The organism is Alteribacillus bidgolensis, assembly GCF_002886255.1.
GTDB lineage: Bacteria > Bacillota > Bacilli > Bacillales > Marinococcaceae > Alteribacillus > Alteribacillus bidgolensis.
In genome coordinates this window covers 1,519,778-1,545,062 of the sequence record NZ_KZ614149.1, presented here as the reverse complement: position 1 = coordinate 1,545,062, position 25,285 = coordinate 1,519,778, and the positions used below count along the sequence as shown (strand labels likewise).

Sequence of the window (25,285 nt, the reverse complement as noted above, 5' to 3'; positions counted from 1 at the left end):
ATTATTATGATTTTATACTTTAGGATGTTTAACTTGTTAAAGGATCAAAATATAAGAAAAACAACGACTTCTGACATTTGGATTTGGCGGCAAACCGAGTTTTTCTAATAATAAAAATATTATTTTCTCTGTCTCCTTCCTTATGCTAATGGCAGATGGTGATCCTCTTTTTTTGTTATATGATTAATAAACTTGGTAAAGCTAAAAAAAAACCAAAGGGAAGAGAGGGTGATTATGAGAAGGCGGGGAAATATTAAAAAAATTGATCAGAAAACCACTCTTCAAAATAACACGAGTCAGAACGAAAAAGACAGCCCACCTGTTCCGATTTCTTCTAATTTATCTGACAATATTCAGCAGGTGAAGGAAATTTTTTCTTGTTCGGATGACTTTGTTCTTCTTACCTGGCAATACGGACCGGACATGGAACATACAGCATTTTCGATCTATTATGATACACTCATTCAACGAAAAGAACTTAACTATATGAAAGAATCACTGCAAGATCTGGTAACGCATGAAGTAGGGAAGGGCACGATGATTGCGCCGGAAGAGGTCATGTCTTTTTTTGAGCAGAACGGTGTTTCCGCTCAGTCCCACCGCCTGGTCGAAGATTTCCAGCAAGTCATTGAAAAAATAAGTTCCGGCCATCTTATTATCTTTTTTAATCAATGGAACAAGGCACTCAGCTATAAGAGCAGTAATATTGAAGGCAGACAGGTTACAGAACCCGTTGTTGAACCAACAGTAAGGGGGCCGCGCGAAAGTACCGTTGAAAATATCGATAAAAATATAGGAATGCTGAGAAATCGTTTGCAGTCGCCGCATTTTAAAATAGAAACTTTTTCACTCAATGGAGAGACAAACACAAAGATCGCCTACGGCTATTTGGACGGTACGGTTAATCCTGATATGCTCGCCGAATTTAAAAGACGTATTAGAAAATGGAGGGAAGGAGAGATCCTGGAAACCTCCTACGTAGAGGAGTTAATTGAGGATTCAACGTATTCTCCATTTCCTCAATACCGATACACCGAGCGCCCCGATACGGCTGTGGCGGCCATGCTTGATGGGAAAATTGTGGTACTCGTAAACGGATCAGGAGCGATAATGATCTGTCCCGGTTTATTAGTTGAATTTATGCAGTCAAGTGAAGATTACTATCAGCGCACTGTTTTTGCAAGTCTTGTTCGTTTAATGAGAGTAAGCGCATTCTTTATTGCCCTCACTCTCCCTAGTATTTACATTGCTTTTACCACTTTTCATCCGGAGTTGATTCCTACCGTTCTGTTAACGACCATCATTGACAGCCGTGAAGGCATTCCTTTTCCGGCTTTCATTGAAGCTTTGCTTATGACCGCTCTCTTTGAACTGCTGCGGGAGGCAGGGATTCGCCTGCCGCGCCCGGTTGGTAGTGCCGTCAGCATCGTTGGAGCGTTAATCATTGGAGATGCAGCAATTACGGCGGGTATCGCTTCCCCCATGATGGTTATTGTAGTCGCGCTTACAGGAATTGCTTCTTTTTCGATGCCGCAGCACAATTTCGCTATTGCACTGCGCGTTTTAGGGCTGCTGATTATGGTATTTGCAGCTATCCTGGGGATATTTGGATTATTAATCGCTCTTATCTTAATCTGGCTGCATTTGGCGGATTTACGCTCACTTGGCCAGCCTTATCTGACTCCGCTCGGGCCATTCAGACCAAAACAGTGGCGGGATGTATTCGTTCGAGCTCCGTTAAAAAAAATGTTTCGTCCCCATCGCCATCGTCATATGCGGATGAGACCAGAATAAGGGATATCTATGTAGGAAAGAATGATGTCAATGAACAAACTAAAAATAGCTGCGTATTTATCATTACTTTTATTATTAACTGGATGTTGGGACAATTTAGAATTAATCAACAGAGCATTTGTGATGGGGGTTGCGCTCGATGAAACGGAAAAAGGAAAAGTGCAGCTGACCACACAGGCTTACAATCCTTCCCGGGGTGTTCAGGGTGAAGGGGGAGGAGGTCAAGGCAGCCAAAATTATATTAACATAAGAACAACCGAAGATTCCGTTAATGAAGCAGTTCGCGATATTCCCAGGCATATCGGGCGCAAAGCGCAATGGGGACATTTATATGTCATCGTGATCAGTGAGGAATTTGCAAGGAATCAAGGTTTGGAAGAAGTTCTCGCATTTTTCTTTCGGGATCATGAACCACGGCTTACGGCTAGTGTAGTGATTACGAAAGGAAAAGCTGCTGATTTTTTAGAAATGGAACCTTTAATGGAAATTACAACGGGTCAGCAGTTAAGCGAAAATGAAGAAATGTCGCATAAGTACAGCCAAAAAACAATTGACAGCAATCTCTTGAAACTAGCTATACAGACGAGAAACCAAGTCGGCAATGGCCTTCTCCCTTACTTTCACAAAATAGAGCATGCCTCAGAAACATCACCGACCGTAGCCGGGATTACTCTTTTAAAAAAAGGCAAAATGGTCGGTAATCTGCCTACAGAAAAAGCGGAAAGGTTATTACTTATTCGAGATGAATATCAAGGCGGGATGATTCAACTTCCCTGTAAGAATGATCCTTCGACTATAGAAGTAATTGAAATCGTTTCTGCCGAAACCAGTTTGAAACCGATAATTAAAGATGACTCGCTGACAGTGAAGGTGTCAAGCGAAATCGAAGCGGTCTTACAACAACTTACTTGTTCTAAAACGGATTCACCCGAAGCAGAAAAAGAATTGGAGAAAAGACTAGAACAGTATATAGAGAAGGAGTTAGAAAAAACGATCAATGTGTTGCAAGAAAAACAATTTGACGCGATGGATCTTGGAGATAAAGTATATGCGAAAAATCCATCCGTATGGAAACGGTGGAAAAAAGATTGGGATCAGCGTTTTGCTGACAGTGAGTTTGAATTCGATGTGCAGATTCGAATCACCAGCAGTGGAACGTCAAGCGGAAAACCCTGGTTTTCCGAATAAGCATCACTGTTTCTAAATAACCTCAGCCTAAATCGAGTTGGAATCTAAGAAGGATGGGAATAAGATGGAAAAAATGGTGATGCTGATATTCCTTTATATAGTTATATTGGCTTATGATCTTCCAAAATTAAAAAAACGAAATAAAAAGACCGTTGTTATTTATATTTCTCTATTGGTAATTGCGCTATATCAAAGTATTAGTTTTGCTTTCGACTTAGAATGGCCGTTTTTGCATACTGCCATTGATGCCCTTTTAGGAGAGCCGACACGCAGAATCGTAGAATTTTTGGAAGTTTCTCCTTCTTGACGAAGACCCGCCATTGGAGAGGTGTATGTCGTGAAAGAACAACAACAAGTAAGTGCAACACAAATGGCCTCTTTGGCATTTATTTTTTTGACAGGCTCAAGCATCGTTGTGATGCCGGGCCCTCTCATTGGATACGCGAATAACGGAGCATGGCTGTCTCTTTTGCTTTCGTTAGCAGGCGGGATGCTTCTTTTGGTCTTTATGCTTTATTTATATGAGAAATTTCCGCAATTAAGTTTGATTGAATACAGTCAGCAGCTGCTAGGAAAATGGCTGACATGGATATTTGCGATTCCCTTTCTTTCAATGCAGCTGCACAGTTCATCCGGAATCGTGCTTGATGTGGGTTTGTTTATGACATCTTCAATAATGCGGGAAACACCGCTGTATGTTTTTATTTTTTTGATTTTTTTCGTGACGGCGTTGACGGTACATGTAGGGATAGAAAAATTCACACGCATGTTTGTGGTACTTATGATGGTGGTCCTCTTATTTGTTATCGTTATACTAGTTTTAGCAAGCGCCAATTACAAGATCGAACATCTGGTTCCCGTTCTGCCAGATGGCATTAAGCCTGTTCTTTTAGGTACATATTTCTATTTCGGTGTGCCAATTACAGAGCTGGTTCTTTTTTCCATGCTGCTGCCTTATGTACGCCGGGAAGAAAACCATCTTTTAAAAAAGAGCATGTTTACGGCTCTTCTGATCAATGTTTTTTTTCTGACCGCAGTTACGCTCAGTACGATTCTTGTATTCGGACCTATCGCTGGGGAACGGGCATATTCCATGTTTGAAGTTGCACGTACAATAGAATTATACGAAATCATTCAAAGAATGGAATCTCTTATCGGCTATGCTCTCATTATCACTTCCTACATGAAGGCAGTTATCTCGCTATATATCCTGAATTTAACCATTACCCAATTGTTTGGGCTAAAAGACACCTACATTTTGATCTTTCCGCTTGCGTTGGTTTGCTTCCTTTTTTCTATGCTTCAAATATCTCTAGGAGAAGCCATGTGGATAAACATTGTGACTGTCATTGAGCCATTATGGAAAACATTCGCCTATGTACTTCCTTTACTCGTTCTCACCATAACCGCCTTTCTAAGGGTGAAAAATAGAAAGATCAGCTGGAAATAGCTGCGTTGTATTAAGTAGGGATAAAGCGAGGAGTAAGAACAATGGAAAATCAAGGTTATGTTATGAAAGACCGGCAACAGATTAGCGCGACTCAATTATCCTCTTTGGTATTGATTTTTTTAACTGGTTCTAGCATCGTTGTCGTGCCGGGGGCTCTTATTGGATATGCGAAAAACGGAGCATGGTTATCCCTATTGCTTTCGCTTGCTGTTGGGATGATTCTATTGGTTCTTATGCTTTATTTATACCGGGAGTTTCCACAATTAAGTTTGATCGAATACAGCCAGCAGCTGCTAGGAAAATGGCTGACACTGCTGATTGCTTTTCCCTTTCTTTCGATGCAGCTGCACAGTACTTCGGGGATCGTGCTTGACGTCGGCTTGTTTATGACTTCTTCGATGATGCGGGAAACACCGTTGTATGTTTTTACTTTGTTGATTTTTTTCGTGACGGCGTTGACGGTACGGGCCGGAATAGAAAAGTTTGTACGGATGTTTGTGGTACTTATGATGATAGTCCTCTTATTTGTCATTGTTATATTATTTTTAGCGAGCACTAATTACGAGACAAATCACTTAATTCCGGTTTTACCGGATGGCTTCAAACCGGTTCTATTAGGCGCTTATTTCACCTATGGTTTTCCTTATTCAGAAATAATTATCTTTACGATGCTGCTTCCTTATGTACGCCGGGAAGAAAATCACCTTCTAAAAAAAGAGCATATTTACGGCCATTCTGGTCAATGGTTGTTTTTTGATCGCTGTTACGCTTAGTACCATCATGGTATTCGGTCCGATCGCCGGGGAGCGGGCTTATTCCATGTTTGAGGTGGCACGGACGATTGAATTATATGAAATTATTCAACGAATGGAGTCTTTGATCGGCTACGCTCTTATTGTAGCTTCCTACATGAAGGCAGTTATCTCTCTATATGTCCTGAATATAACCATTACCCATTTATTTAGGTCGCAGGACACGAACATTCTGATCTTTCCACTTGCGCTGGTCTGCTTTCTTTATTCCACGCTGCAAATCTCCCTGGGGAAGCCAGGTGGATAAATTCTGTTTCGGTCATCGAACCAGTATGGAAGACAATAGCCTATGTTCTTCCTTTATTCATTCTTTCGGCAGCGGCTTTTCTAAAAAAAGAAAGCAGAAGACATAACTAAAAATTCAGCAGGGCTGAGTGGTATTTCTTTTATATAAACGTTTAGACGACGCGGTATAAACATAAAAGAATCTGGGAGAAGCTTTTCTCTTATTCCGTAAAATGGTGATTTTTTTATTAAAAAAGTGAACGGAGTCCGGCTTCAGGACTGGGCGCTTTAGTATTATAACCTCCTCGTGAGCAAAAACGGCTCACTACGGGTCTTTAAAGAGCTAGCTGAGGAAAATGAGAAATTGTAGGCGTAACATATAGATTTTCCAATAATACAGATGCGTACTATGATTGAGTAAATTCATTTTGCCTCATATGAGATAAAAAAGCTGCTATCTGATTGGCAAAGCTTTATTGAAAAGTCGTGCACTGCTGGGGGATAAAAGCTTACTTATGCATCATGATAACGGAGCTGTAGGAACAATGTGGATTTCCTCAGTTAATGCTGGCAAAAGTTTGTTAAAATGTAATGAGCCAAATCAAATGAGGAAGAGGAACATATGGGTAAAAATCAATCATTTCATTTACGATTAGCTCATAAAATGATCCTTTTAATTGGATTATTAATTATCGTCGTTTTTTGTATTATGGGTGTCTTTGTCTATTCTTTTTTTTCGGATGCATTGGAAAGACAAGTCGGACAAAACGCCTTAAATGTATCAAAAACGGTGGCCAACATGCCGCAAATTGTCCAGGCTTTTGAGGAAGAGGATCCTGCTTCGATCATTCAACCATTAGTTACATCGATCCGCGATGAAACGGGAGCGGAATTTGTGGTAGTGGGGAATAGAGACGAAATCCGCTATTCCCATCCAAATCCGGAGAGGATTGGTGAACAAATGATTGGTTCGGATAACGAGAGAGCGTTACAACATGGAGAAGCTTATGTTTCCAGCGAGGAAGGGACACTAGGCCTTTCTATTCGAGGGAAATCCCCTGTTTTGTCGGAAGACGGGGAAATTATCGGTGTGGTATCCGTTGGCTTTCTCATGGAAAATGTGAATCAAATCATTGCCCAATACAGCAAAGAGCTTTGGTATGTGCTCGCAGGACTTGCCGCTTTAGGATTTATCGGTGCTGTCATTATTGCTTACCATATCAAACGGATTCTGTTTGGTTTAGAACCTTCAGAAATTGCTCAGCTTTTCTTGCAGAAAGAAACCATTTTACAGTCTACTTATGAAGGTATTATAGCGATGGATCAACAGGGGCAGGCTACGTTAGTCAATAAAGCAGCGAAAGACATGTTAACCAATGGAAAAAACGATGATTATCCCGATGAGTTTTATATTAAAAAGCTTCTCCCTGAACAAATGCTGAAAAATGTTTTATCCAATGGGAAAAGTACATTTAATAATGAAATAGAGATGGAACAATCAACACTAGTCTTAAATATCGTGCCCATATTTCAGGACCAAAAGCCTTTTGGGGCGGTAGCTTCTTTTCATAATAAAAGTGAGATAGAATATTTAACCGAAGAGCTATCGAGAACAAAACAATACACAGACACACTCCGAGCACAAACCCATGAATTTTCTAATAAACTTTTAACGATTTCTGGATTATTGCAGATGAATCAAGTGAAAAAAGCGATTGAATATATTCAAGAGGAAACGAATGTACAGCAGCAAAGAATTCATTTTTTGATTAAACATGTGTCTGATCCTATGATTGCAGGGCTGCTTTTAGGAAAATATAATCAAGCCAATGAATTGAAAGTTTCCATGCACATCGACCCAGACAGCCATCTAACGACACCCCTTTCTCCAAAGCAAAAAAATGTTTTATTTACGGTGTTGGGTAATTTGATTGAAAACGCATTTGAGGCGGTAAAACAAGAGCATTCGGCCGGGGGGGGAAAGGTGCATATTCATTTTACAGATATTGGTGAAGATATTATTTTTGAAGTAGAAGATAATGGACCAGGCATCCCTGCTCAAATTGGTGGTGTTATTTTCGAAAAAGGATTCACAACGAAGACCGGAGAAAACCGAGGCGTTGGATTGGCATTGTCGAAACAAGCGGTTCATGATATCGGAGGAAGCATTTACATAGAACAAGGAGAATTAGATGGAGCATGTTTTGTATTGACTTTACCGAAAAGTTAAAAGTTGGAGGGGAATGGTTATGAAATTTAAAGTCATGATTATCGAGGATGACTTTCGCGTTGCCAATGTACTTGAAGACGCAGTTAATAACGTTGAAAGGTTTCAGGTTGTAAAAAAATCCATGTCTCGTGAAGATTCGATTCATTTTTTAAAACATACGGATTATCTGCCTGATTTAATATTGCTTGATGTCTATATTCCTGATGTAACAGGCCTGGACTTACTTTGGGAAATACGTAATCAATATAAACATATTGATATTATGATGATAACCGCTGCAAAAGAAGTATCTACTGTTGAAGAATCAATGAGAAGCGGGGTTTTTGATTATATATTAAAACCGATTGATTTTACGAGGTTTAAAAAAACACTGCACCATTACGCGGAGCAGCGCTCTTTTTTCGAAAACCATAAAGAAATGGATCAAGATGCTATTGATTTGGTTATGAAACAAACAGTTAATCAAGCAAGCGTAACCGAGCTGCCTAAAGGCATCGATGAAGTAACGCTGAATATCGTCAAAGATACCATTGATCAAAATAGTGAAAAAGGCATTTCTGCGATGGATGCAGCTAACTGTATCGGAGTCAGCCGGCCTACAGCAAGAAGGTATTTAGAATATCTTACCTCGATACACTATGCAGAATCTTATTCCAATTACGGGGATTTAGGGCGGCCGCAGCGGTTATATTTTAAGAAACAGCACCTTCAATAGACATAAAAAAACGGGTCCCACCTAGAAAGGATGTGGACCCGTTTTTTTCATGATGTTTTTATAAGCTTATGATCCCCATCACCCAAGCAACGATTAACAATAAAATACTAAATCCCCATACCCAGAAGAAGGAATAACGAAGGTGGCCTCCCATTTCTAGTTTGGCTAAACCAAGACCCAGCCATAATGCAGGAGCAAACGGACTAACCATCGTTCCAATGATGTTTCCTACTACTAGAGCATAGATAATGGTAGTTGAAGGAACACCATAGTTTGTTACGATTTGTTCAACAATCGGAACGAGAGCAAAATAATAGGCATCTGTACTTAAAATCAGGTCAAAAGGAACTCCAAAAAAACCAATGATCAAATGCAAGTAAGGAAGAATTGCGCCCGGAAGAATATAAATAAGACTTGCGGCCATTTCGTCCAACATACCTGTTCCTTCTAATATGCCCAAAAATGAACCAGCAGCTAAAATGATCCCCGCCATCATTAGAGCATTTGGGGCGTGTGCTTTAATTCGTTCAAGCTGTTTGTCGACATGTCGATAGTTTACAGGAAGAGCAATAGCTAACCCGATCATGAACACAAAACCTGATGGAAGTGCTCCGCTCATTAATGTACCAATTACTGCTAGAGTTAAAATAATATTCAGCCAGAGAAGTTTTGGTCTTTTCAGTTCATCTTTGTCTACGTTCTCCTCAACGGCACCCTCTACGGTTGCTGCTGCTTCTGCTTGTACGGACGGGAAGCCATATATTTTCGCAATCCGGCGTTTTTCTCTTATCCCAAAAAATACACCGATGAAGAGTAATAAAACAATTTCAATGAGTTGAAGAGGGATGAGCGGCTGCCATAAAGCAACAGGATCCATATTTAAAACAGAAGCTGCTCTGCCAATTGGGCCGGCCCATGGAAGTAAATTCATCACACCGATGCTTAAGACGACCAACAACATAAGCAAATAGGGACTCATATTTAAACGTTTATAAAGCGGGAGTAATGCAGGAATCGTAATTAAAAACGTGGAGGCACCGGAACCATCTAAACCTGCAACGATCGCAATAATAATGGTACTGACTGCAACCGCTACCACATTTCCACGAGAAATCTCGACCATTTTATTTATGATAGGGTCAAAGAGCCCCGCATCTTGCATAATGCCAAAAAACAAAATCGCAAAAATAAACATAATGACAACAGACATAACCGAGTCAATACCGTCGTTAAAATACGTGGCTAAATCGTCAATACCTGTTCCTAATAATAAAGCTCCAGCTAATGGGATGATCACAAGACCGACAATAGGATTTACTTTTTTCGTAATGAGTAACGTTACAATGGTAATGATAGTGAGAAAACCAATCAAACTTATCATGCTATCTTTCTCCTTTCTCCAAATGAAGTATTTTTGTGATGTGAGAAAGCCCTTACAAAAATGACTCTCTCTTGATTTAGATCCCTTCTTTATCATCTTTTTGAATATTAACAAAACAAATCCAAGACGGTAAGTTTAATAAAATAAGAAAAAGATGAGTAACAAAAGAAAATTTCGTTCATTTTGTTCACACCTGCTGAGTGAGAGACGAAAAAAAGAGAGGCCAACAAAATGGTCTCTCTCATTTAATAGAATGAAAATAGATATTTAATAAAATGTTCAGATTCAAGGATAATTCTACAATTTATTCTTTGACCTTCTCTTGCTCGTCTGGTCATATCGATTCTTCACGGCATTTATTTGAACAAAGTCAATATGACCTTATCGAATCTGTCCAGCTAAGTGTAACCTAACTACTATTTAAATATGGTCCTATGTAATATTCGGATAAATGTGACACAAAAAATAAAACTATATAGCTTGTTAGTCTTACTTTAGGACTGGTAACATTTGGGCGAATGAATTAAACAGATGGTATGAAAAGGGAGTTGGTCGCATTGAAAAAAGGGAAGAAAAAGATCATAATAAAATCGTGTTAACCATAATATGGAAAAGGTTGGGAAAAATGAATGTAAAGACAAAAATTTTGTTAATTCCTTTAACAGCTACGTTTGTTGTTTCTTCATTAAGTTTGTCTTTTATTTCTAGTGCTAGTGCTTCTGAAACTGTTTCCATTCAAAAAGGAAAAAATGTAGAAGAACAAATTGATAATCTAAGTTATTCAGAGATAGAAGAGTTGAGTGAAGAAGAAATGGCTGAAGATAGTGCGGAAGATGTGACCATTCAAAGTAAAGGATCTATTGCTATAAAACAAGCCTCTAAATATTTGAAGGATAACACGAAAAAAGTTGATGGATGGATTGATAGTGCAATAGATAAATTACCTGTCGGGTCAGAGAGGAAGAAAACCTGGAAGGCAGCGATTTCTGTTTATAGTATTGCAGTAGTTATGGATCATTATGTTGGGTTTGTAGATAGTGTTGAAGAAGCAATGACAAATGCAATAGTGGATACTACTCCAATTCCTCGATGGGCTGCTAATGCAATTGCAAAAACTGTAACATTGTTTTTGCCAATTTAATAGATTAGTTTACATAATTTTTAAAGTAAGTTGGGATGGATACCCCCAGCTTTATTTTTTGGAGGGTATTTTACTTTATGGGGAAGTTATTTGATTACATTTATATTGGATTTTTCTCCTATTGGATTTTAGGGACGGTCACTGCTGGTACATTTGTTACGATAACAGGTTATCTTGATCGAGTTCCTGAAGCTATTTTTTACAATCTGGTCTTTACATTAATATCTTTATATTTGTCTCTAGTAAACAGGGAGAATAAGTATAAAAAGAATTTTATTATATTCCTTTGTTTATCTGTTTATTCTTTTATAGGCATGCTATTGGTTATTTATTTTAGGTTGTTTTAATATTTATTATGAAATTATAATTGAATGAGAGGAGAATTTGACATGGCTTTGGACGATTTATCCCCTTCTGTTCTTTTGGAAGCTTACCATAAGGCAAAGGAAATGAACCTAGATGAAGATTTCATCACTATTCTAAAGAAGGCATTACAAGCACACCTTGTGCATCAGTGAAATGTATAATACTTATCAGTAGCGGCGAAACTTTCGTTGCTATCTTTTTATTTTCTTTACAGGACTTTAGTATTTAATGTTGAATTATAAAACGACATGTCTTATCGTCATTATTTTAGTTCTATAATGCAGCCTTCTGAAACTCTTTCCTCTCAAAAGATGAATAAAGCTGAGTCACACAATATTAATCCGAAATAAACCGTCTCATATCTGTAGTTTCCCAGTGACAAGACCGAATGTTGTGTTTATTTTATGAGAGTTATACTTTCTATTTTAGGGTAGGGTTTGTCAGAAAAATATGGTGAAATCCGTGAGCTCGTTCGGTTCTTAATTCCTTAATAGATTCATATATGGCATATTTGTAAAAGTGAAGTGAAAAAGTAATTAGGTTAACGAATAGGAAGCCAACACGGATGACAAAAACGTAAGATATTTTGAATGGAACCATGATCAAGAAAGTCATTTAATAGAGGTTCGTAATCATCGTTTACATCGTTAAACCCTTGCGATTCATGTCTTTGATCAACGATTGGCTCGATATTCCAATCTTGTAAATACACTTTAGTCACTTCCACTCCTTCGGTCATCTGATCCGCTAAAAAATCAGTATTACCATTTCTTCTTGAACTGCCGTAAATCACCATAATGTTGTTCAATCAAAGCACTCCTTTTTCCGTTTCCTTCATCGAATCTAAAACAAGTTCAACAAAAGCCTCGACTGCTGGAGACAACCATTTTTTATCAGCATGTGGGATTAAATCGGGTCGAACTTTTCGGAGTGACTCAGGATTTCCAGCTTGCCGCTCTCCACTTCTTCTTTCACAGTCATATAAGGCAAAACAGCAAATCCCAGCCCGCTCATTACCGTCTATTTGATAGCTTCTATACTCCATAAGGTCCATGGTTTGAAAATCATGGATATCATAATTTAACAAGTATCTTTCAAACATTGTCCGGTAGCTGCAGCCTTCTTCATTGGTTATAAAAAAGTGCTTATTACTATTTTTTTTATATTCCTCAAAATGATCCGGCCCATCACTGCTGCTCACTAGAACGATTTTCTCCTCACCTAAATCATAGTGAATGCATTTTTCAAGACTTACTTCTGAATAAACCATTAAAGCAATATCTACCCGCCCGCTTACTAAATGTAAAAGGTGATTTTTACAAAAAAATTAGTACCAAGTCATAATATCTAGTGATAAAATAATAACAGTTAGATTATTAAAATTGGGGTGAATGTTTATGTTCAAATCAAAAGCACGAATTACAGCAATAGGTTCTTATGTTCCCGAGAGAAGGTTAACAAATTTCGATTGAGAGAAAATGGTTGAAACAAATGATGAATGGATTATCCAACGTACTGGTATTAAAGAGCGCAGAATTGTAGATAAAGATGAATTTACGAGTGATATAAGTTATAAAGCTGTTAAAAACTTAATGGAACAATATGAAAAAACCGTGGAAGATGTAGATATGATTATTGTTTGTACGTTAACCCTGACTTCAAAACTCCAAGTTTAGCTTCTTTAGTGCAAGCAAAACTTGGTATTAAAGGTGCTGGGGCGATTGATTTAAATGCCGCTTGTGCAGGATTTACCTATGGTTTGCATGTTGCCAATGGTTTAATAACTTCACGTTTAAATAAAAAAATTCTTGTTATTGGAGCCGAAACACTATCTAAAATTACTGATTATGAAGATAGAACGACTTGTATTTTATTTGGAGATGGTGGAGGAGCAGTTCTTGTTGAATTCGATGATAAGCAATCAAGTTTTCTTTCTTCATATTTGGGTTCAGAAGGTGAGAAAGGAAATCACTTATACTCTTCAAACATTTCAAAACGTATGTTTGAACAAGACTTAGTTAATAGCGGAAAAATTGTCCAAAATGGACGAGAGGTTTATAAATGGGCTGTTTTTACTGTTCCAAAAGGGATGAAATGTGTAATGGAAAAAGCATCCACTCCATTACATGAGGTAAATTGGTTTGTTCCTCATAGTGCAAATTTAAGAATGATTGAATCGATATGTGAAAAAAGTAACTTTCCAATTGAGCAAATATTATATAGTTTAGTGCATTATGGAAATACATCATCAGCAACAATACCCTTGTCTTTAGATAAAGGGGTGGCTGATGGAAAACTTAATAAGGGAGATAAGGTTTTATTATATGGTTTTGGTGGTGGATTACTCAAATTAGTTAATAAAAGACACATACAACCAAAAAATTTCAAGAAGAAGGAGAAGAAAGTGAATGTGCTAAACAAATATATAGAATGCAGCACAGCAGTGGCTGATACAGTTTCTCCGCGAGTTTAGCATTGGAGCAGGCAGAACCTCGGTATGAATATCCCAAGTGATATAAACCCCGCCACATTCTTGTTCTCACTATCCCTTATATAAAATATAGACAAATTTTATTTGTTATAGAGACGAGGTCATTCTATATACCTTTGGCTTAATTTTATCTGATGAATGCATTTAATTTGTTACTCAGGCAACACGACATACGCGAGCGAAAAATAATCTAAAATATAACTATGAGTAGTGTTTTTGCAGGGCCGTTTTAGCCATCAAGTGAGAAAATGGCTTATTAGATAAAATAAAATCGTCTATACAATCTAGATTCGCGTTAGAGATATGGTCCTCATCTAACATTTCAACAATTGTATAAACATCAGATTTTTTTTGTTTTGCATATTGTTTGATGGTAGAAGCGATTAATAACGTCTTCCCATCTGCTGCTGTTTCATCGATTGTATCATCTGATGCAAAAATACAAATGGAGTCTGCATGCAGAACATTCGCTTTATGCAGTGTATCTAATTTCGTTGGGTTTCCTTGAACATAATGAATACCGTCTTTTTGTAACGGAGACTCATTCAACTGGTCAATTAATACAACCTCTGTAGTAGAATTTTGGCCTAGCATTTCATCTATTGTGATTTTAGCTTTTTTAGACCAATGAACCACTACTATGTGATTTTTTCCTGTATACCCCATTATTTTCTTCTCCTTTAACTCTTCATAAATATTAAGTAAATCTATCCATTTCGCAATGATAATAGCAAAAAAACCTACACCTACAAGATATAATAGGATGGAATAGAGCTTACCAGCATTTGTTTTAGGAATATAATCACCAAGGCCAACCTGTGAAATGGTCGTCATTACATACCAAAACGCATTGAAACGGTTTTTAAATTCACTTGGCTCTAAGTAATAAACAATAAATGAACTTAAAACAATGAAAATAACGCCCATCAAGATTAATTTCCAGTGTTCTATATTAATTGATTTTTTTAGTACTTTCCTAATTAAACCTATGAGCATAATAAAAACTCCTTACCCCAAATTAAAGCAGCCAAGAGTATCCTGAATATTATTCGCAGTATTGCCAAATGCATTATTAAATAAGCTGATAATAAAAGTAGATTAAGACGAATTGGAAGGTCATTTATCTTTTTGAAAATTTCTTGCTGATGGAATCAACAGTCAGTAACAAAAACAAGCCATAAGTTAATGAATGAGGTGTCCATGTGGTTGAATCAATCATTATCAAATATGTAATATTCGGTGATACTATCAGTGCTTGTACAATAAGTATGATCCCTAAAGGAAAAGTCAGGGAACGAAAATCCTTTAAGCGAAGGGTTTATGCAAGCCCGATGCTCGAAGTCTAAAAACAAAGGGTTAGATGGTAAGAACCCTAATACCCGCCGTAATCACTTCCACACGTGTCAAGAAATTGCCTATATTGATGATATATTTACCTGGCGTCAAATCGGGGCCGAGAACGAGAATGGAAAGAAGGGTGATTTGTATCAAAATATATCCTGCCATGAAAGCAGCGATAACAAACGATGTTCTTATTTTTTCGGTTGATGGACATGTGGAAAAAACATTTGTTGAAGGTTTATCCTAATGGTATGAACTAATTGTTGACAAGTAGCAGAAGATGTTTTAATATTATCTTTAATTCAAGATAAATCAATTAAGGATTTGATGAAAATGAATAAATCCAACTACAATGAAAAGGATCTGTCACTAAAATCATTAATCGTTCTTTCCCGTGCCAATCATTCTGTAGAAGAAAAAATAAAAGAAGATATTCAAAAACACGGATTGAATCCAACGGAATTTGCTGTTCTAGAACTTCTTTATCACAAAGGAGATCAACCGATTCAACATATTGGGGAAAAGATTCTTCTTTCAAGCGGCAGCATAACGTATGTTGTTGACAAATTAGAAAAAAAGCAGCTGCTCGAGCGTAAACGATGCCCGAAGGACCGAAGAGTCATTTATGCTGACATTACAGAAAAAGGCACTGAGTTAATGAATGATGTATTCCCAAAACATCAACAAGCTGTTCAACGTATTTTTGGTGCGTTGAATGAGGAGGAAAAGGAAACGTTAATTTCTTTGTTAAAGAGAATAGGGCTTTCTTTAGAAAGCCGCTAATCTTTTTTTTACAAAATTATCTTGAACTAAAGATAATTGAATTAAGGATAAAATGGAAAGGGAGTAATAAAAGTGAGTAAAGCTGCAGCTGGGATTCATCACATTACAGCGATTGCAGGAGATCCTCAGGAAAATGTAGATTTTTACGCAGGTGTCCTTGGGTTAAGGCTTGTGAAAAAAACTGTGAATTTCGATGATCCGGGGACTTACCATTTATACTTTGGAAATGAAAGAGGAGAGCCCGGTACAATTATGACGTTCTTTCCCTGGGCAGGTGCACCAAAAGGCCGCATAGGAACTGGCCAGGTTGGAACAACAACATTCGTTGTCCCAGAAGACGCACTTGGTTATTGGGAAAAACGCTTGAATAGCTTCAATATAGCTGTAACCAAATCAATACGATTTAATGAGGAATTCCTTCAATTTGAAGACCCGCATGGTTTGCACTTAGAAGTCGCAGCAAGAGAAGAAGGGGCTAACAGCAAATGGAAAGGGAATGGGATTCCTTCCGAACACGTTATTAAAGGGTTTGGAGGAGCTGTATTGTACACAGCAGCCCCATACAAAACTGCTGATTTACTGGAACAGGTGATGGGAATGGAAAAAGTCGGCCAAGAAGATGAATATTTGCGGTTCCGTTCTTATGGAGACCTCGGAAACATCATTGATATAAAGCTGGCGGCAAGTCCTAGAGGGGAAATGGGGGCTGGAACCGTCCACCATATTGCTTTTCGGGCAAAAGACTTTGACGATCATAAAGACTGGCAGAAGCATATTGCCAATAATGGATACGTTCCAACAGACGTAAAAGACAGGGATTATTTTGATGCCATCTATTTCCGTGAATACGGGGGCCTGCTGTTTGAGATTGCAACAGATCCACCAGGGTTTACACGCGATGAGCCGTTTGAAGCATTAGGAGAGAAATTAAAACTGCCTCAATGGCTGGAAATTCATCGTCCGCGAATTGAACAAATACTGCCTCCCATCACCGTTCAAGAAACAAAGGAGGATCAGCAATGAAACACATTTTTCAAAAAGGGAAAAATGAAGACAAAACGACGTTTCTCTTACTGCATGGGACCGGAGGAACAGAGACAGACCTGCTGCCGGTCGCAGGTATGATTGATGATTCGGCATCGATTTTGGGAGTGCGCGGCAATGTCAGCGAAAATGGAATGCCTCGTTTTTTTAAAAGACTGGATGAGGGCGTGTTTGATGAAGAGGATTTAATCAATCGGACGAAGGAATTGTACGATTTTTTGGCTGAAGCAGCAAATGATCATGGATTTGATCAGGTTAATGTGGTGGCTGTTGGGTATTCTAATGGTGCAAATATAGCAGCAAGCCTGTTGTTTCATTATCAGAAACCCTTTAAAGGGGCTGTATTGTTCCATCCCATGGTGCCGCGAAGAGAAATAGAACTGCCTGACTTAACAGGAATTCCTGTATTTATTGGGGCAGGCACAAATGATCCGATTTGTAAGCCGGAGGAAACAGAAGAATTAGCAGAAATGCTTAAAAGTGCCGGGGCCATTGTTGACATTCACTGGGAGAACAATGGTCATCAATTGACAAGTAATGAAATCCAAAAAGCAGCGGAGTGGTATGAAAAGCTAGGATAATTTCCCCTAACCTTTTTAGAGGGGGTGTTAAACAAAATCTGCAGCGATGGGGGAAGCTATTATTAGAAACATGAATGGTGGTGTACCAGATGGGTTTATTTGATTTTTTTAAAAAAAACGCGAAAAGGAGCGATTCATCTATGGAAAATGTAAAACTAGCAGTGATTTATTACAGTTCAACAGGTACAAACTATCAAATGGCAGAGTGGGCGAAAGATGGAGCTGAAGCAGCAGGAGCGGAAGTCAAGGTATTAAAAATCCCTGAACTGGCCCCACAGGCCGCAATCGAGTCAAATCCAGCCTGGAAGGCACACCTGGAAGAAACCAAAGATGTACCGGAAGTAGCATTGGATGATCTTGAATGGGCCGATGCTATAATTTTCAGCATGCCGACTCGTTTTGGTAATTTGCCGGCCCAAATGAAACAGTTCCTTGATACCACCGGAGGTCTTTGGTTCAATGGCAAACTAATCAACAAAGTAGTTAGCGGAATGTCTTCTGCAAACAATCCACATGGTGGTCAAGAGGCGACAGTAAAAGCTCTTTATACATCGATGATGCACTGGGGTGCGATCATTGCTGCGCCTGGTTACACGGATCCCGTTCAATTTACTTCTGGAGGGAACCCATATGGCGTCAGTGTAACTGTCGATCAGGAAGGGAACATGCAGGAAGATGTACAGGAAGCTGTTAAACATCAAGCAAAACGCACGGTTACAATCGCTTCATGGGTGAAACAGGGACAACAATAAATCATGTTTGCAATCTGAAAGGTGGGAGTTTTTTTTCACCACCTTTTAGATTGCAAAGATATTCTGAAGGTATATTCAAAAGCGACTTGCCAGTACAGTGGTTTTTGAATATTTATCTTTTCATCAAAATATTGGGAATTTGAAATTGCTGTTTAGCGAAGTTCAACCACATCCAATACGTTTAGAGCAAAGCAGATCAGGCCCTTGGAAGGTTTACGTTTTTTAACCATTGGATTACTTTAGAGCTTTCTTTTTTAATTTCCTCTTGTATTAATGGATCTATCCTTCATTTAGCAGTTCATCAAATTTGCCCTGCTCTTGACATACATATTCCTTTTGCCCTGTTTTCTAGTTAAATGGCTTGATAAAGATCAGTGACAACGGACACAAAAGTGGCGGTAGCTGGTGATATTTGTTTGTTTAGACCTAACCCAATAATTCGAAAGGCATCTTGCTCAAAGTCAAGTAAAGTAATGGAAGCAGGCGCATTTTTTAAGACAAGCTCAGGCCTAATGTTAATACCGATATTTGCTTGCACTAGCGCAAGTATAGAATGATCATCAGAAATTTCATACTTAACATTGGGGACTATTTGGTGTTGACTAAAAAAATCTGAAACTTCATTGTCCCAGCCTTTTTTTGGTTTAATCAATGGATGCTTCTCTAAGTCTCTGGTTTTTATTGTTTTTTGTTCAGAAAGTGGATTTTTGTTTGAAACGATACAAAACAGTTTGTCTTTTATCAGTGGCACAAAATCAATCATTTTTTTATCAGAAGCTGTAGTGAAACAACAATCTAGTTCTCCCGCACTTACAGACTTTTCAAGGCTTTCATAATCATCTTCATAAATCTCAATTGTGATCCCTGGATACTTGTTCGAAAAAACATTCAATATTTCGGGAATCCATTGGGAAGTGACGCTTGCAAAGGATCCTACTTTAACCTTGCCTGTTTTCAATCCCTTTAGTGTTTCAACTTCTTGTAATAAGCTATCATGGGTTTGCATGATTTTAAGCGTATATTCATATACCCTCTCTCCTTCGCTAGTCAGCTGCAATCCTAACCGGTTTCTGATTAAAAGAGGTACCCCTAAGTCGTCCTCAAGACTTTTAATGGCATGACTTACACCTGATTGAGTCAATCCCAATTCTTTCCCAGTATTTGTAATATTTTTTAATTGAACTGCTTTGTTAAAAACCTCATACCTCTGGATAGTCATGGCTACACTCCTTATATGAATTTTATTCATGTTAAGCATTATTAACTTTCATTTTACTAATGTTAATTGTCTGATTATACTGAATGTAAGTCAAGTAAGAATAAAAAAAATATTAAACACTTTTGGAGGTTAAGTAAATGGTGATGAGCAGCCCCGCAAAATTAATTAAAAATTTCGTTTCAGGAGAGTGGGTACAGCCATCGGCACAAAAGTATGAAGAGGTTGTAAATCCTGCTACAAATGAAGTCATTGCTAAAGTACCCATTTCAAATGCTTCAGATGTTGAAAACGCTGTCAATGTTGCAAGTGATGCATTTAAAACATGGAATAAAGTAGCTGTACCAAAAAGAGCACGAATTTTATTTAGCTATCAGCAGCTCTTAATCGAGCATAAACAGGAACTTGCAGAAATTATTACAAAAGAGAATGGCAAAAACCATTCTGAAGCACTCGGAGAAGTCCAGCGGGGGATTGAGTGCGTGGAATTTGCTGCTGGCGCTCCATCTCTTATGAAAGGAGAACAGTTACCGGACATTGCTGATGGAATTGAGTCTGGAATGTACCGCTATCCAATTGGAGTGGTTGGTGGAATAACCCCTTTCAATTTCCCAATGATGGTTCCTTGTTGGATGTTTCCATTAGCAATTGCATGCGGAAATACTTTCGTACTAAAACCGTCAGAAAGAACTCCATTACTTGCTATGCAGCTTGCCGAATTGTTTAAAGAAGCGGGTCTTCCAGATGGCGTATTAAATATTGTCAATGGTGCACATGACGTTGTAAACGAACTGCTGGATCACAAGGACGTAAAAGCAATTTCCTTTGTAGGTTCACAACCAGTCGCAGAATATATCTATAAAACAGCAGCTGCTAACGGCAAGCGAGTTCAGGCATTAGCTGGAGCAAAAAATCACAGTATTGTATTACCAGATGCTGACTTAGATATAACAGTGCCAAATATTATTAATGCTGCTTTTGGATCAGCAGGTCAGCGTTGTATGGCAGCCTCAGTGGTTGTTACGGTAGGAGACATTGCTGAAGAACTGATTTCTAGACTAAAAGTAGAGGCAGACAACATTGTGATAGGTGATGGGTCAAAAGAAGATGTTTTTCTAGGACCAGTAATCCGTAAGGAGCAACAGGAACGGACACTTTCATACGTTGCAGCTGGAGAACAGGAGGGTGCCAAGTTAGTAAGAGACGGCCGAGAAGATGATATTGAAGAAAGTGGTTCATTCGTTGGTGCAACTATCTTTGACCATGTTGATACATCAATGAAAATTTGGAAAGATGAGATTTTTGCTCCGGTTCTTTCTATTGTTCGTGTCGATACTCTCAAAGAAGCTATTGAGCTCACTAATCAATCTGATTTTGCTAACGGCGCCTGCTTGTTCACAGACAGTGCAAATGCAATCAGGGAATTTAGAGAAGAAATAGATGCAGGAATGCTGGGAATTAACCTTGGTGTTCCGGCTCCTATGGCATTCTTCCCCTTCTCAGGATATAAGAAATCATTCTACGGGGACCTTCATGCAAATGGAAAAGACGGGGTGGAGTTTTATACAAGAAAAAAAATGTTAACCGCACGTTATTAAGGAGCAGCACTAGGAGGTACTGATATGCAGTCAATGAAGGAAAATGCTGAAGAATTACGAAAAAAAGATGCAAAATATGTCTGGCATGCAATGAAGGGATATACTGATGAATCTCATTCGTTGATCATAGATAGCGCTAAAGGCGCCTGGGTCAAGGATACGGACGGTAAAGAATATTTAGACGGGATGTCAGGGCTTTGGTGCGTAAATGTAGGATATGGACGGGAAGAACTTGCCCGTGCTGCTTATGAGCAACTTACTAAACTTCCTTACTTTCCGTTGTCGCATGGTCACAACCCTTCTATTTTGCTAGCTGAAAAGTTAAACCAGTATTTGGATGATGACTATGTTTTCTTTTTTTCGAACAGCGGGTCAGAGGCGAATGAAACAGCATTTAAAATAGTTAGACAATATCATCAGCAGAAAGGTGACATAAATCGCCATAAATTCATTTCCCGTTATCGGGCGTATCACGGAAATACGATGGGAGCACTTGCTGCTACTGGACAAGCCCAAAGAAAGTATAAGTATGAACCTTTAAGTTCTGGTTTTATTCATGTGACGCCTCCAGACTTATATCGTAACCCAGATGATGAAGAAACATTATCCAGCGCAGAAGCAATAGATCAGGTAATGAAATGGGAATTAAATGAGACAATCGCAGGAGTTATCATGGAGCCTATTATTACAGGTGGCGGAGTGCTTATGCCTCCAGACAATTATCTAAAACGGGTGAAAGAAATCTGTGAAAAACATGGGGCTCTAATGATAGTTGATGAAGTCATATGTGGGTTTGGTAGAACAGGGGAGCCATTTGGTTTCATGAATTACGGTGTTAAACCTGACATTATTACGATGGCAAAAGGTATCACAAGTGCTTATATGCCTCTAGCAGCTACAGCTGTCAAACGTGAGATTTATGAAGCATTTGCCGGAGAAAGCGAGTATGACCGTTTCAGGCACGTCAATACGTATGGCGGGAGCCCTGCCTCTTGTGCTGTAGCGTTAAAGAATATAGAGATTATGGAAGATGAGGATTTATTTAAACGTTCTAAGGAACTGGGAGAGCGGCTTCTAAGCGATTTATCAGAGTTGAAAGAACATCCTTACGTGGGGGATGTACGTGGAAAAGGTCTCTTACTTGGAATTGAACTTGTAGAAGACAAAAGAACAAAAGTTCCTATTGATTCCTCAAAAGTAACAACCATTATGGAAGCATGTAAAAATAAAGGCTTGCTAGTTGGCAAGAATGGAGACACCGTAACGGGTCATAATAACATTATACAATTATCTCCGCCTTTAAATATAACAGAGCAAGACTATCAATTTATTATAGAGACTTTGTTTGATAGTTTTTGGTTAATTTGAAAAATAAATAATATTCACTCTTTAGGTAGATATGATGATTTTTTAACCTTGGAAAGGAGCTTGTAGAATGGAAATGACTGCTCGAGAATTCGAAAATGTTTTAAAAAACAAAACAGGTGTTCAAAAAATGTATATAAATGGCGAATGGGTGATGGGTTCCTCAAACAAGACCAGAGAGATTATAAACCCGGCAAATAATGAAGTTATCGCCACAGTGGCAGAAGCCGATTCTTACGAGGTGGATTCAGCTGTTCAATCAGCTAAGTATGCTTTTTATAAAGATGGTTGGAAACAAACTTATGCACGTTCTAGAGCAGACCTTCTTCTGAAAGTAGCAAATAAATTAGAAGAAAGAAAAGAAGAGTTTGCCATGTTGGAAACATTAAATAATGGAAAGATATACGAAGATTCATTGGTAGACGTAGAGGATGCCATTAACCAATTTCAGTATTATGCTGGTCTGGCGACAAAACCACATGGTCAAACATATGAGGTTCCCGATGAAATACAGGCAATGGTTGTTCGGGAACCTATGGGAGTAGTTGCCCTAATAGCTCCATGGAATTTTCCGCTTGTGATGGCAACACAAAAAATGGCGGCAGCTCTAGCAGCCGGATGTACTGTCGTTGTAAAACCTGATAGGAAGACACCGCTCACTCTCATTCGTCTCTTTGAGATTATTGATGAAATTGGATTCCCAAAAGGAGTTGCGAATTTGGTATTAGGAACAGGCTCTATAGTAGGTGAAGGATTCCTTAATCATCCTGATGTAGATAAGGTTTCTTTCACTGGAAGCACGGATACTGGGAAACGAATTATGAAAAATGCTGCAAGTTCATTGAAAAACGTCAGTTTAGAGCTTGGTGGTAAATCTCCTAATGTTGTCTTTGCTGATGCAGATTTTGACACTGCCGTTGATTTTGCGCTGCTAGGTATTTTTGCTGGTACAGGACAAATTTGTTCAGCTGGGTCCCGGTTAATTTTAGAAAGAAGTATATATGACCAGTTTGTAAATGAACTTATAACAAGGGCAAAAAAAATCAAGATTGGGCCAGGCTGGGATGAAAATACAGAAATGGGTCCTCTTACCTCAAAAGATCACATGAACAGTGTGCTCGATTATATTCAAATCGGTAAAGATGAGGGCGCAGAACTTCTTTGTGGTGGAAATCAAATAGTAGAAGGAGCTTTGGCCCAAGGTAATTATGTTGAGCCAACTATTTTTTCAAACACTTCACCCGATATGCGAATTGTTCAGGAAGAAATTTTCGGTCCAGTATTAGTTATTCAAGTGTTCGATACAGAGGAAGAGGCCATTGAATTAGCAAACGGCACTGACTTTGGTCTTGCTGCTGCTGTTTTTACAAATGATGGTGCAAAGGCGCAAAGAGTGATCCGTAATCTTCAGGCAGGTATAACGTGGATTAATACCTACCATCCAACGTTTAATGAAGCACCATGGAGCGGCTACAAACAAAGTGGTGTTGGTGGGGGAGACCTTGGAACTTATGGTTTTGAAGAATACTTGTATAAAAAACAAATAAATACGGCGTTAGAAGTAAAGCCCTCTGGTTTTTATAAAGGGTAGAGAAAGAATCTAGGAGGCACACCATGAATAGTTTTGACGTTGTGGTTGTTGGCGCCGGCATTATTGGATGCAGTGTTGCATACCACCTATCTAAAGCAGGTTATAGCGTGGCGCTGGTAGATAAAGGTGATGTCGCTTCTGGCACTTCTAGTCGTTGCGATGCAGTTGCTTTAATTTGTGACAAAAAACCCGGCATTGATACGGAAATGGGTTTTGAAAGTATTCAATTGTATAAGAAGTTGGCAAAGGAATTATCTTTTGATTTTGAATTTTCATCTAGAGGCAGCTTATATGTATGCGAAACAGATCAAGAGCTAGAAATTGCCAAAGACTATGTTAATGAACAGGCTGCGGCTGGCTATGACATGAAAATGGTTGATGAGAAAGAACTTACGGATATTGAGCCTCATTTGGCAAAAGACTTAGTAGGCGGAATATGGACAGAAGTAGACTCTACCATGAATCCGTATCTAGTTTGCTTCGCTTTTGTAGAAGAAGCAAAAAAATATGGTTTAGAGCTATTTTCTAATCATGAGGTAAAAGATATTAAAAAGGGACCAGGTGGTCATGTTGAAGCAGTGGTTACTGATAAAACAACGATTATTACAAAAAGGGTTGTAAATTGTGCAGGTGTTTGGGCAGCAAAGCTCGGAAACATGGTAGGAATAGATATTCCGATACGACCACGCAAAGGAATGGTCCTTGTATCGGAAAAAACAAGACCAGTTGTCAGTCAAAAAGTCCATGAGTTCGGCTATATGTTGTCAAAATTCGAAGATATCAACTATTCACGCAATGTAAGCAGTGTCGTAGAAGAAAACAATATCGCATTTACCATTGAGCCAACCGAGGCAGGTAATTTTCTTCTAGGCGGACATCGGGCCTTTAGAGGTTATGATATTCGTTCAGAAAATGAAGTTATGCAGGGGATTGCAGAAAGGGCCTTACGATTTCTGCCTATTTTGAAAGATATAAGCTGTATTCGTTCTTATGCAGGAATTCGCCCATGGGTCGTTGATCACTTGCCAATTGTTTCAGAAGTAGAAGAAGTGCCAGGGTTTTACATTGCGAGCGGCCATGAGGGCGACGGTATCAGTATGGCGCCCATTACAGGGAAGATGATGACTCAATTAATATCAAATGAAGAAACAGACTTTGACATTGCTCGATTAAAGTTCTCGCGCTACAAAGAATCAACTAGAATAGCAAAATAGTAAATAC

The 25,285-nt window shown here is 38.6% G+C and carries 23 protein-coding genes and 2 pseudogenes; 20 read left to right on the top strand and 5 right to left on the bottom strand.

The window, feature by feature from the left end; all coding sequences use genetic code 11:
* The first annotated feature begins 234 nt into the window (after positions 1-234).
* From CEF16_RS07790 to CEF16_RS07760, 8 genes are all read left to right on the top strand, one after another.
* Entirely contained in the window at positions 235-1,794 is a 1,560-nt protein-coding gene (locus CEF16_RS07790) for a spore germination protein (RefSeq protein WP_091585225.1), read from the top strand.
* Between the two features lie 30 nt (positions 1,795-1,824).
* On the top strand, positions 1,825-2,982 hold the full coding sequence (locus CEF16_RS07785) for a Ger(x)C family spore germination protein (protein ID WP_091585227.1): 1,158 nt from the start codon (positions 1,825-1,827) through the stop codon (positions 2,980-2,982).
* Between the two features lie 64 nt (positions 2,983-3,046).
* On the top strand, positions 3,047-3,289 hold the full coding sequence (locus tag CEF16_RS07780) for a hypothetical protein (protein WP_091585229.1): 243 nt from the start codon (positions 3,047-3,049) through the stop codon (positions 3,287-3,289).
* A 30-nt stretch (positions 3,290-3,319) separates the two neighbouring features.
* Positions 3,320-4,432, top strand: coding sequence for a GerAB/ArcD/ProY family transporter (locus CEF16_RS07775; protein WP_091585231.1), 1,113 nt, complete (start codon positions 3,320-3,322; stop codon positions 4,430-4,432).
* A 41-nt stretch (positions 4,433-4,473) separates the two neighbouring features.
* Entirely contained in the window at positions 4,474-5,205 is a 732-nt protein-coding gene (locus CEF16_RS07770; RefSeq protein WP_254780985.1) for a GerAB/ArcD/ProY family transporter, read from the top strand.
* Positions 5,186-5,491, top strand: coding sequence for a GerAB/ArcD/ProY family transporter (locus tag CEF16_RS24815; protein ID WP_254780987.1), 306 nt, complete (start codon positions 5,186-5,188; stop codon positions 5,489-5,491). Before CEF16_RS07770 ends, CEF16_RS24815 begins: the two co-directional genes overlap by 20 nt.
* 600 nt (positions 5,492-6,091) lie before the next feature.
* Complete coding sequence (locus tag CEF16_RS07765) at positions 6,092-7,699, top strand: ATP-binding protein (protein WP_091585233.1); 1,608 nt, start codon at positions 6,092-6,094, stop codon at positions 7,697-7,699.
* A gap of 19 nt (positions 7,700-7,718) precedes the next feature.
* Positions 7,719-8,414, top strand: a complete 696-nt coding sequence (locus tag CEF16_RS07760) for a response regulator (RefSeq protein WP_170031694.1) — start codon at positions 7,719-7,721, stop codon at positions 8,412-8,414.
* Between the two features lie 58 nt (positions 8,415-8,472).
* Here CEF16_RS07760 and CEF16_RS07755 read toward each other — a convergent pair whose 3' ends face one another.
* Positions 8,473-9,795, bottom strand: a complete 1,323-nt coding sequence (locus tag CEF16_RS07755) for a CitMHS family transporter (protein WP_091585237.1) — start codon at positions 9,793-9,795, stop codon at positions 8,473-8,475.
* 625 nt (positions 9,796-10,420) lie between these two features.
* Between CEF16_RS07755 and CEF16_RS07750 the strand changes: the two genes are divergently transcribed.
* From CEF16_RS07750 to sda, 3 genes are all read left to right on the top strand, one after another.
* A complete protein-coding gene (locus CEF16_RS07750; protein WP_091585239.1) occupies positions 10,421-10,936 on the top strand; it encodes a hypothetical protein in 516 nt (171 codons plus the stop codon).
* Between the two features lie 77 nt (positions 10,937-11,013).
* Complete coding sequence (locus CEF16_RS07745; RefSeq protein ID WP_091585240.1) at positions 11,014-11,283, top strand: hypothetical protein; 270 nt, start codon at positions 11,014-11,016, stop codon at positions 11,281-11,283.
* Between the two features lie 42 nt (positions 11,284-11,325).
* Positions 11,326-11,454: a sporulation histidine kinase inhibitor Sda gene (gene sda / locus CEF16_RS07740; protein WP_102776560.1), complete on the top strand. Its 129-nt coding sequence runs from the start codon at positions 11,326-11,328 to the stop codon at positions 11,452-11,454.
* A gap of 389 nt (positions 11,455-11,843) precedes the next feature.
* On the opposite strand, the gene CEF16_RS07735 is transcribed toward sda, so the two are convergent.
* Positions 11,844-12,110 (bottom strand): flavodoxin family protein, encoded by a 267-nt coding sequence (locus CEF16_RS07735; RefSeq protein WP_091585244.1) that lies wholly within the window; start codon positions 12,108-12,110, stop codon positions 11,844-11,846.
* A pseudogene (locus tag CEF16_RS07730) lies at positions 12,111-12,602 on the bottom strand (LysR substrate-binding domain-containing protein); the annotation flags it as partial.
* Positions 12,603-12,699: 97 nt separating this feature from the next.
* Between CEF16_RS07730 and CEF16_RS07725 the strand changes: the two are divergent.
* Positions 12,700-13,646 (top strand): annotated as a pseudogene (locus tag CEF16_RS07725) (beta-ketoacyl-ACP synthase 3); the annotation flags it as partial.
* A 348-nt stretch (positions 13,647-13,994) separates the two neighbouring features.
* Here the strand turns inward: CEF16_RS07725 and CEF16_RS07720 are convergent.
* Positions 13,995-14,789, bottom strand: a complete 795-nt coding sequence (locus CEF16_RS07720) for a potassium channel family protein (RefSeq protein WP_091585246.1) — start codon at positions 14,787-14,789, stop codon at positions 13,995-13,997.
* 672 nt (positions 14,790-15,461) lie between these two features.
* Between CEF16_RS07720 and CEF16_RS07715 the strand changes: the two genes are divergently transcribed.
* From CEF16_RS07715 to wrbA, 4 genes are all read left to right on the top strand, one after another.
* Complete coding sequence (locus tag CEF16_RS07715; RefSeq protein WP_091585248.1) at positions 15,462-15,917, top strand: MarR family winged helix-turn-helix transcriptional regulator; 456 nt, start codon at positions 15,462-15,464, stop codon at positions 15,915-15,917.
* Positions 15,918-15,989: 72 nt separating this feature from the next.
* A complete protein-coding gene (locus tag CEF16_RS07710; RefSeq protein WP_091585250.1) occupies positions 15,990-16,940 on the top strand; it encodes a ring-cleaving dioxygenase in 951 nt (316 codons plus the stop codon).
* On the top strand, positions 16,937-17,542 hold the full coding sequence (locus CEF16_RS07705) for an alpha/beta hydrolase (RefSeq protein ID WP_091585252.1): 606 nt from the start codon (positions 16,937-16,939) through the stop codon (positions 17,540-17,542). Before CEF16_RS07710 ends, CEF16_RS07705 begins: the two co-directional genes overlap by 4 nt.
* 140 nt (positions 17,543-17,682) lie before the next feature.
* Positions 17,683-18,294: an NAD(P)H:quinone oxidoreductase gene (gene wrbA, locus CEF16_RS07700; protein WP_091585351.1), complete on the top strand. Its 612-nt coding sequence runs from the start codon at positions 17,683-17,685 to the stop codon at positions 18,292-18,294.
* Between the two features lie 352 nt (positions 18,295-18,646).
* Here wrbA and CEF16_RS07695 read toward each other — a convergent pair whose 3' ends face one another.
* Positions 18,647-19,552: a LysR family transcriptional regulator gene (locus CEF16_RS07695; RefSeq protein ID WP_245917797.1), complete on the bottom strand. Its 906-nt coding sequence runs from the start codon at positions 19,550-19,552 to the stop codon at positions 18,647-18,649.
* Positions 19,553-19,650: 98 nt separating this feature from the next.
* Between CEF16_RS07695 and CEF16_RS07690 the strand changes: the two genes are divergently transcribed.
* The 4 genes from CEF16_RS07690 to CEF16_RS07675 all read left to right on the top strand — a co-directional run bounded on the left by CEF16_RS07690 (position 19,651) and on the right by CEF16_RS07675 (position 25,278).
* Complete coding sequence (locus CEF16_RS07690; protein ID WP_091585255.1) at positions 19,651-21,108, top strand: CoA-acylating methylmalonate-semialdehyde dehydrogenase; 1,458 nt, start codon at positions 19,651-19,653, stop codon at positions 21,106-21,108.
* A gap of 33 nt (positions 21,109-21,141) precedes the next feature.
* The gene (locus CEF16_RS07685; protein ID WP_217639610.1) at positions 21,142-22,476 is read left to right on the top strand and encodes an aspartate aminotransferase family protein; all 1,335 of its coding nucleotides are present in this window, start codon (positions 21,142-21,144) and stop codon (positions 22,474-22,476) included.
* A 73-nt stretch (positions 22,477-22,549) separates the two neighbouring features.
* Positions 22,550-24,064: an aldehyde dehydrogenase family protein gene (locus CEF16_RS07680; RefSeq protein ID WP_425428019.1), complete on the top strand. Its 1,515-nt coding sequence runs from the start codon at positions 22,550-22,552 to the stop codon at positions 24,062-24,064.
* Positions 24,065-24,087: 23 nt separating this feature from the next.
* The gene (locus CEF16_RS07675) at positions 24,088-25,278 is read left to right on the top strand and encodes an NAD(P)/FAD-dependent oxidoreductase (protein WP_091585261.1); all 1,191 of its coding nucleotides are present in this window, start codon (positions 24,088-24,090) and stop codon (positions 25,276-25,278) included.
* Positions 25,279-25,285: the final 7 nt, after the last annotated feature.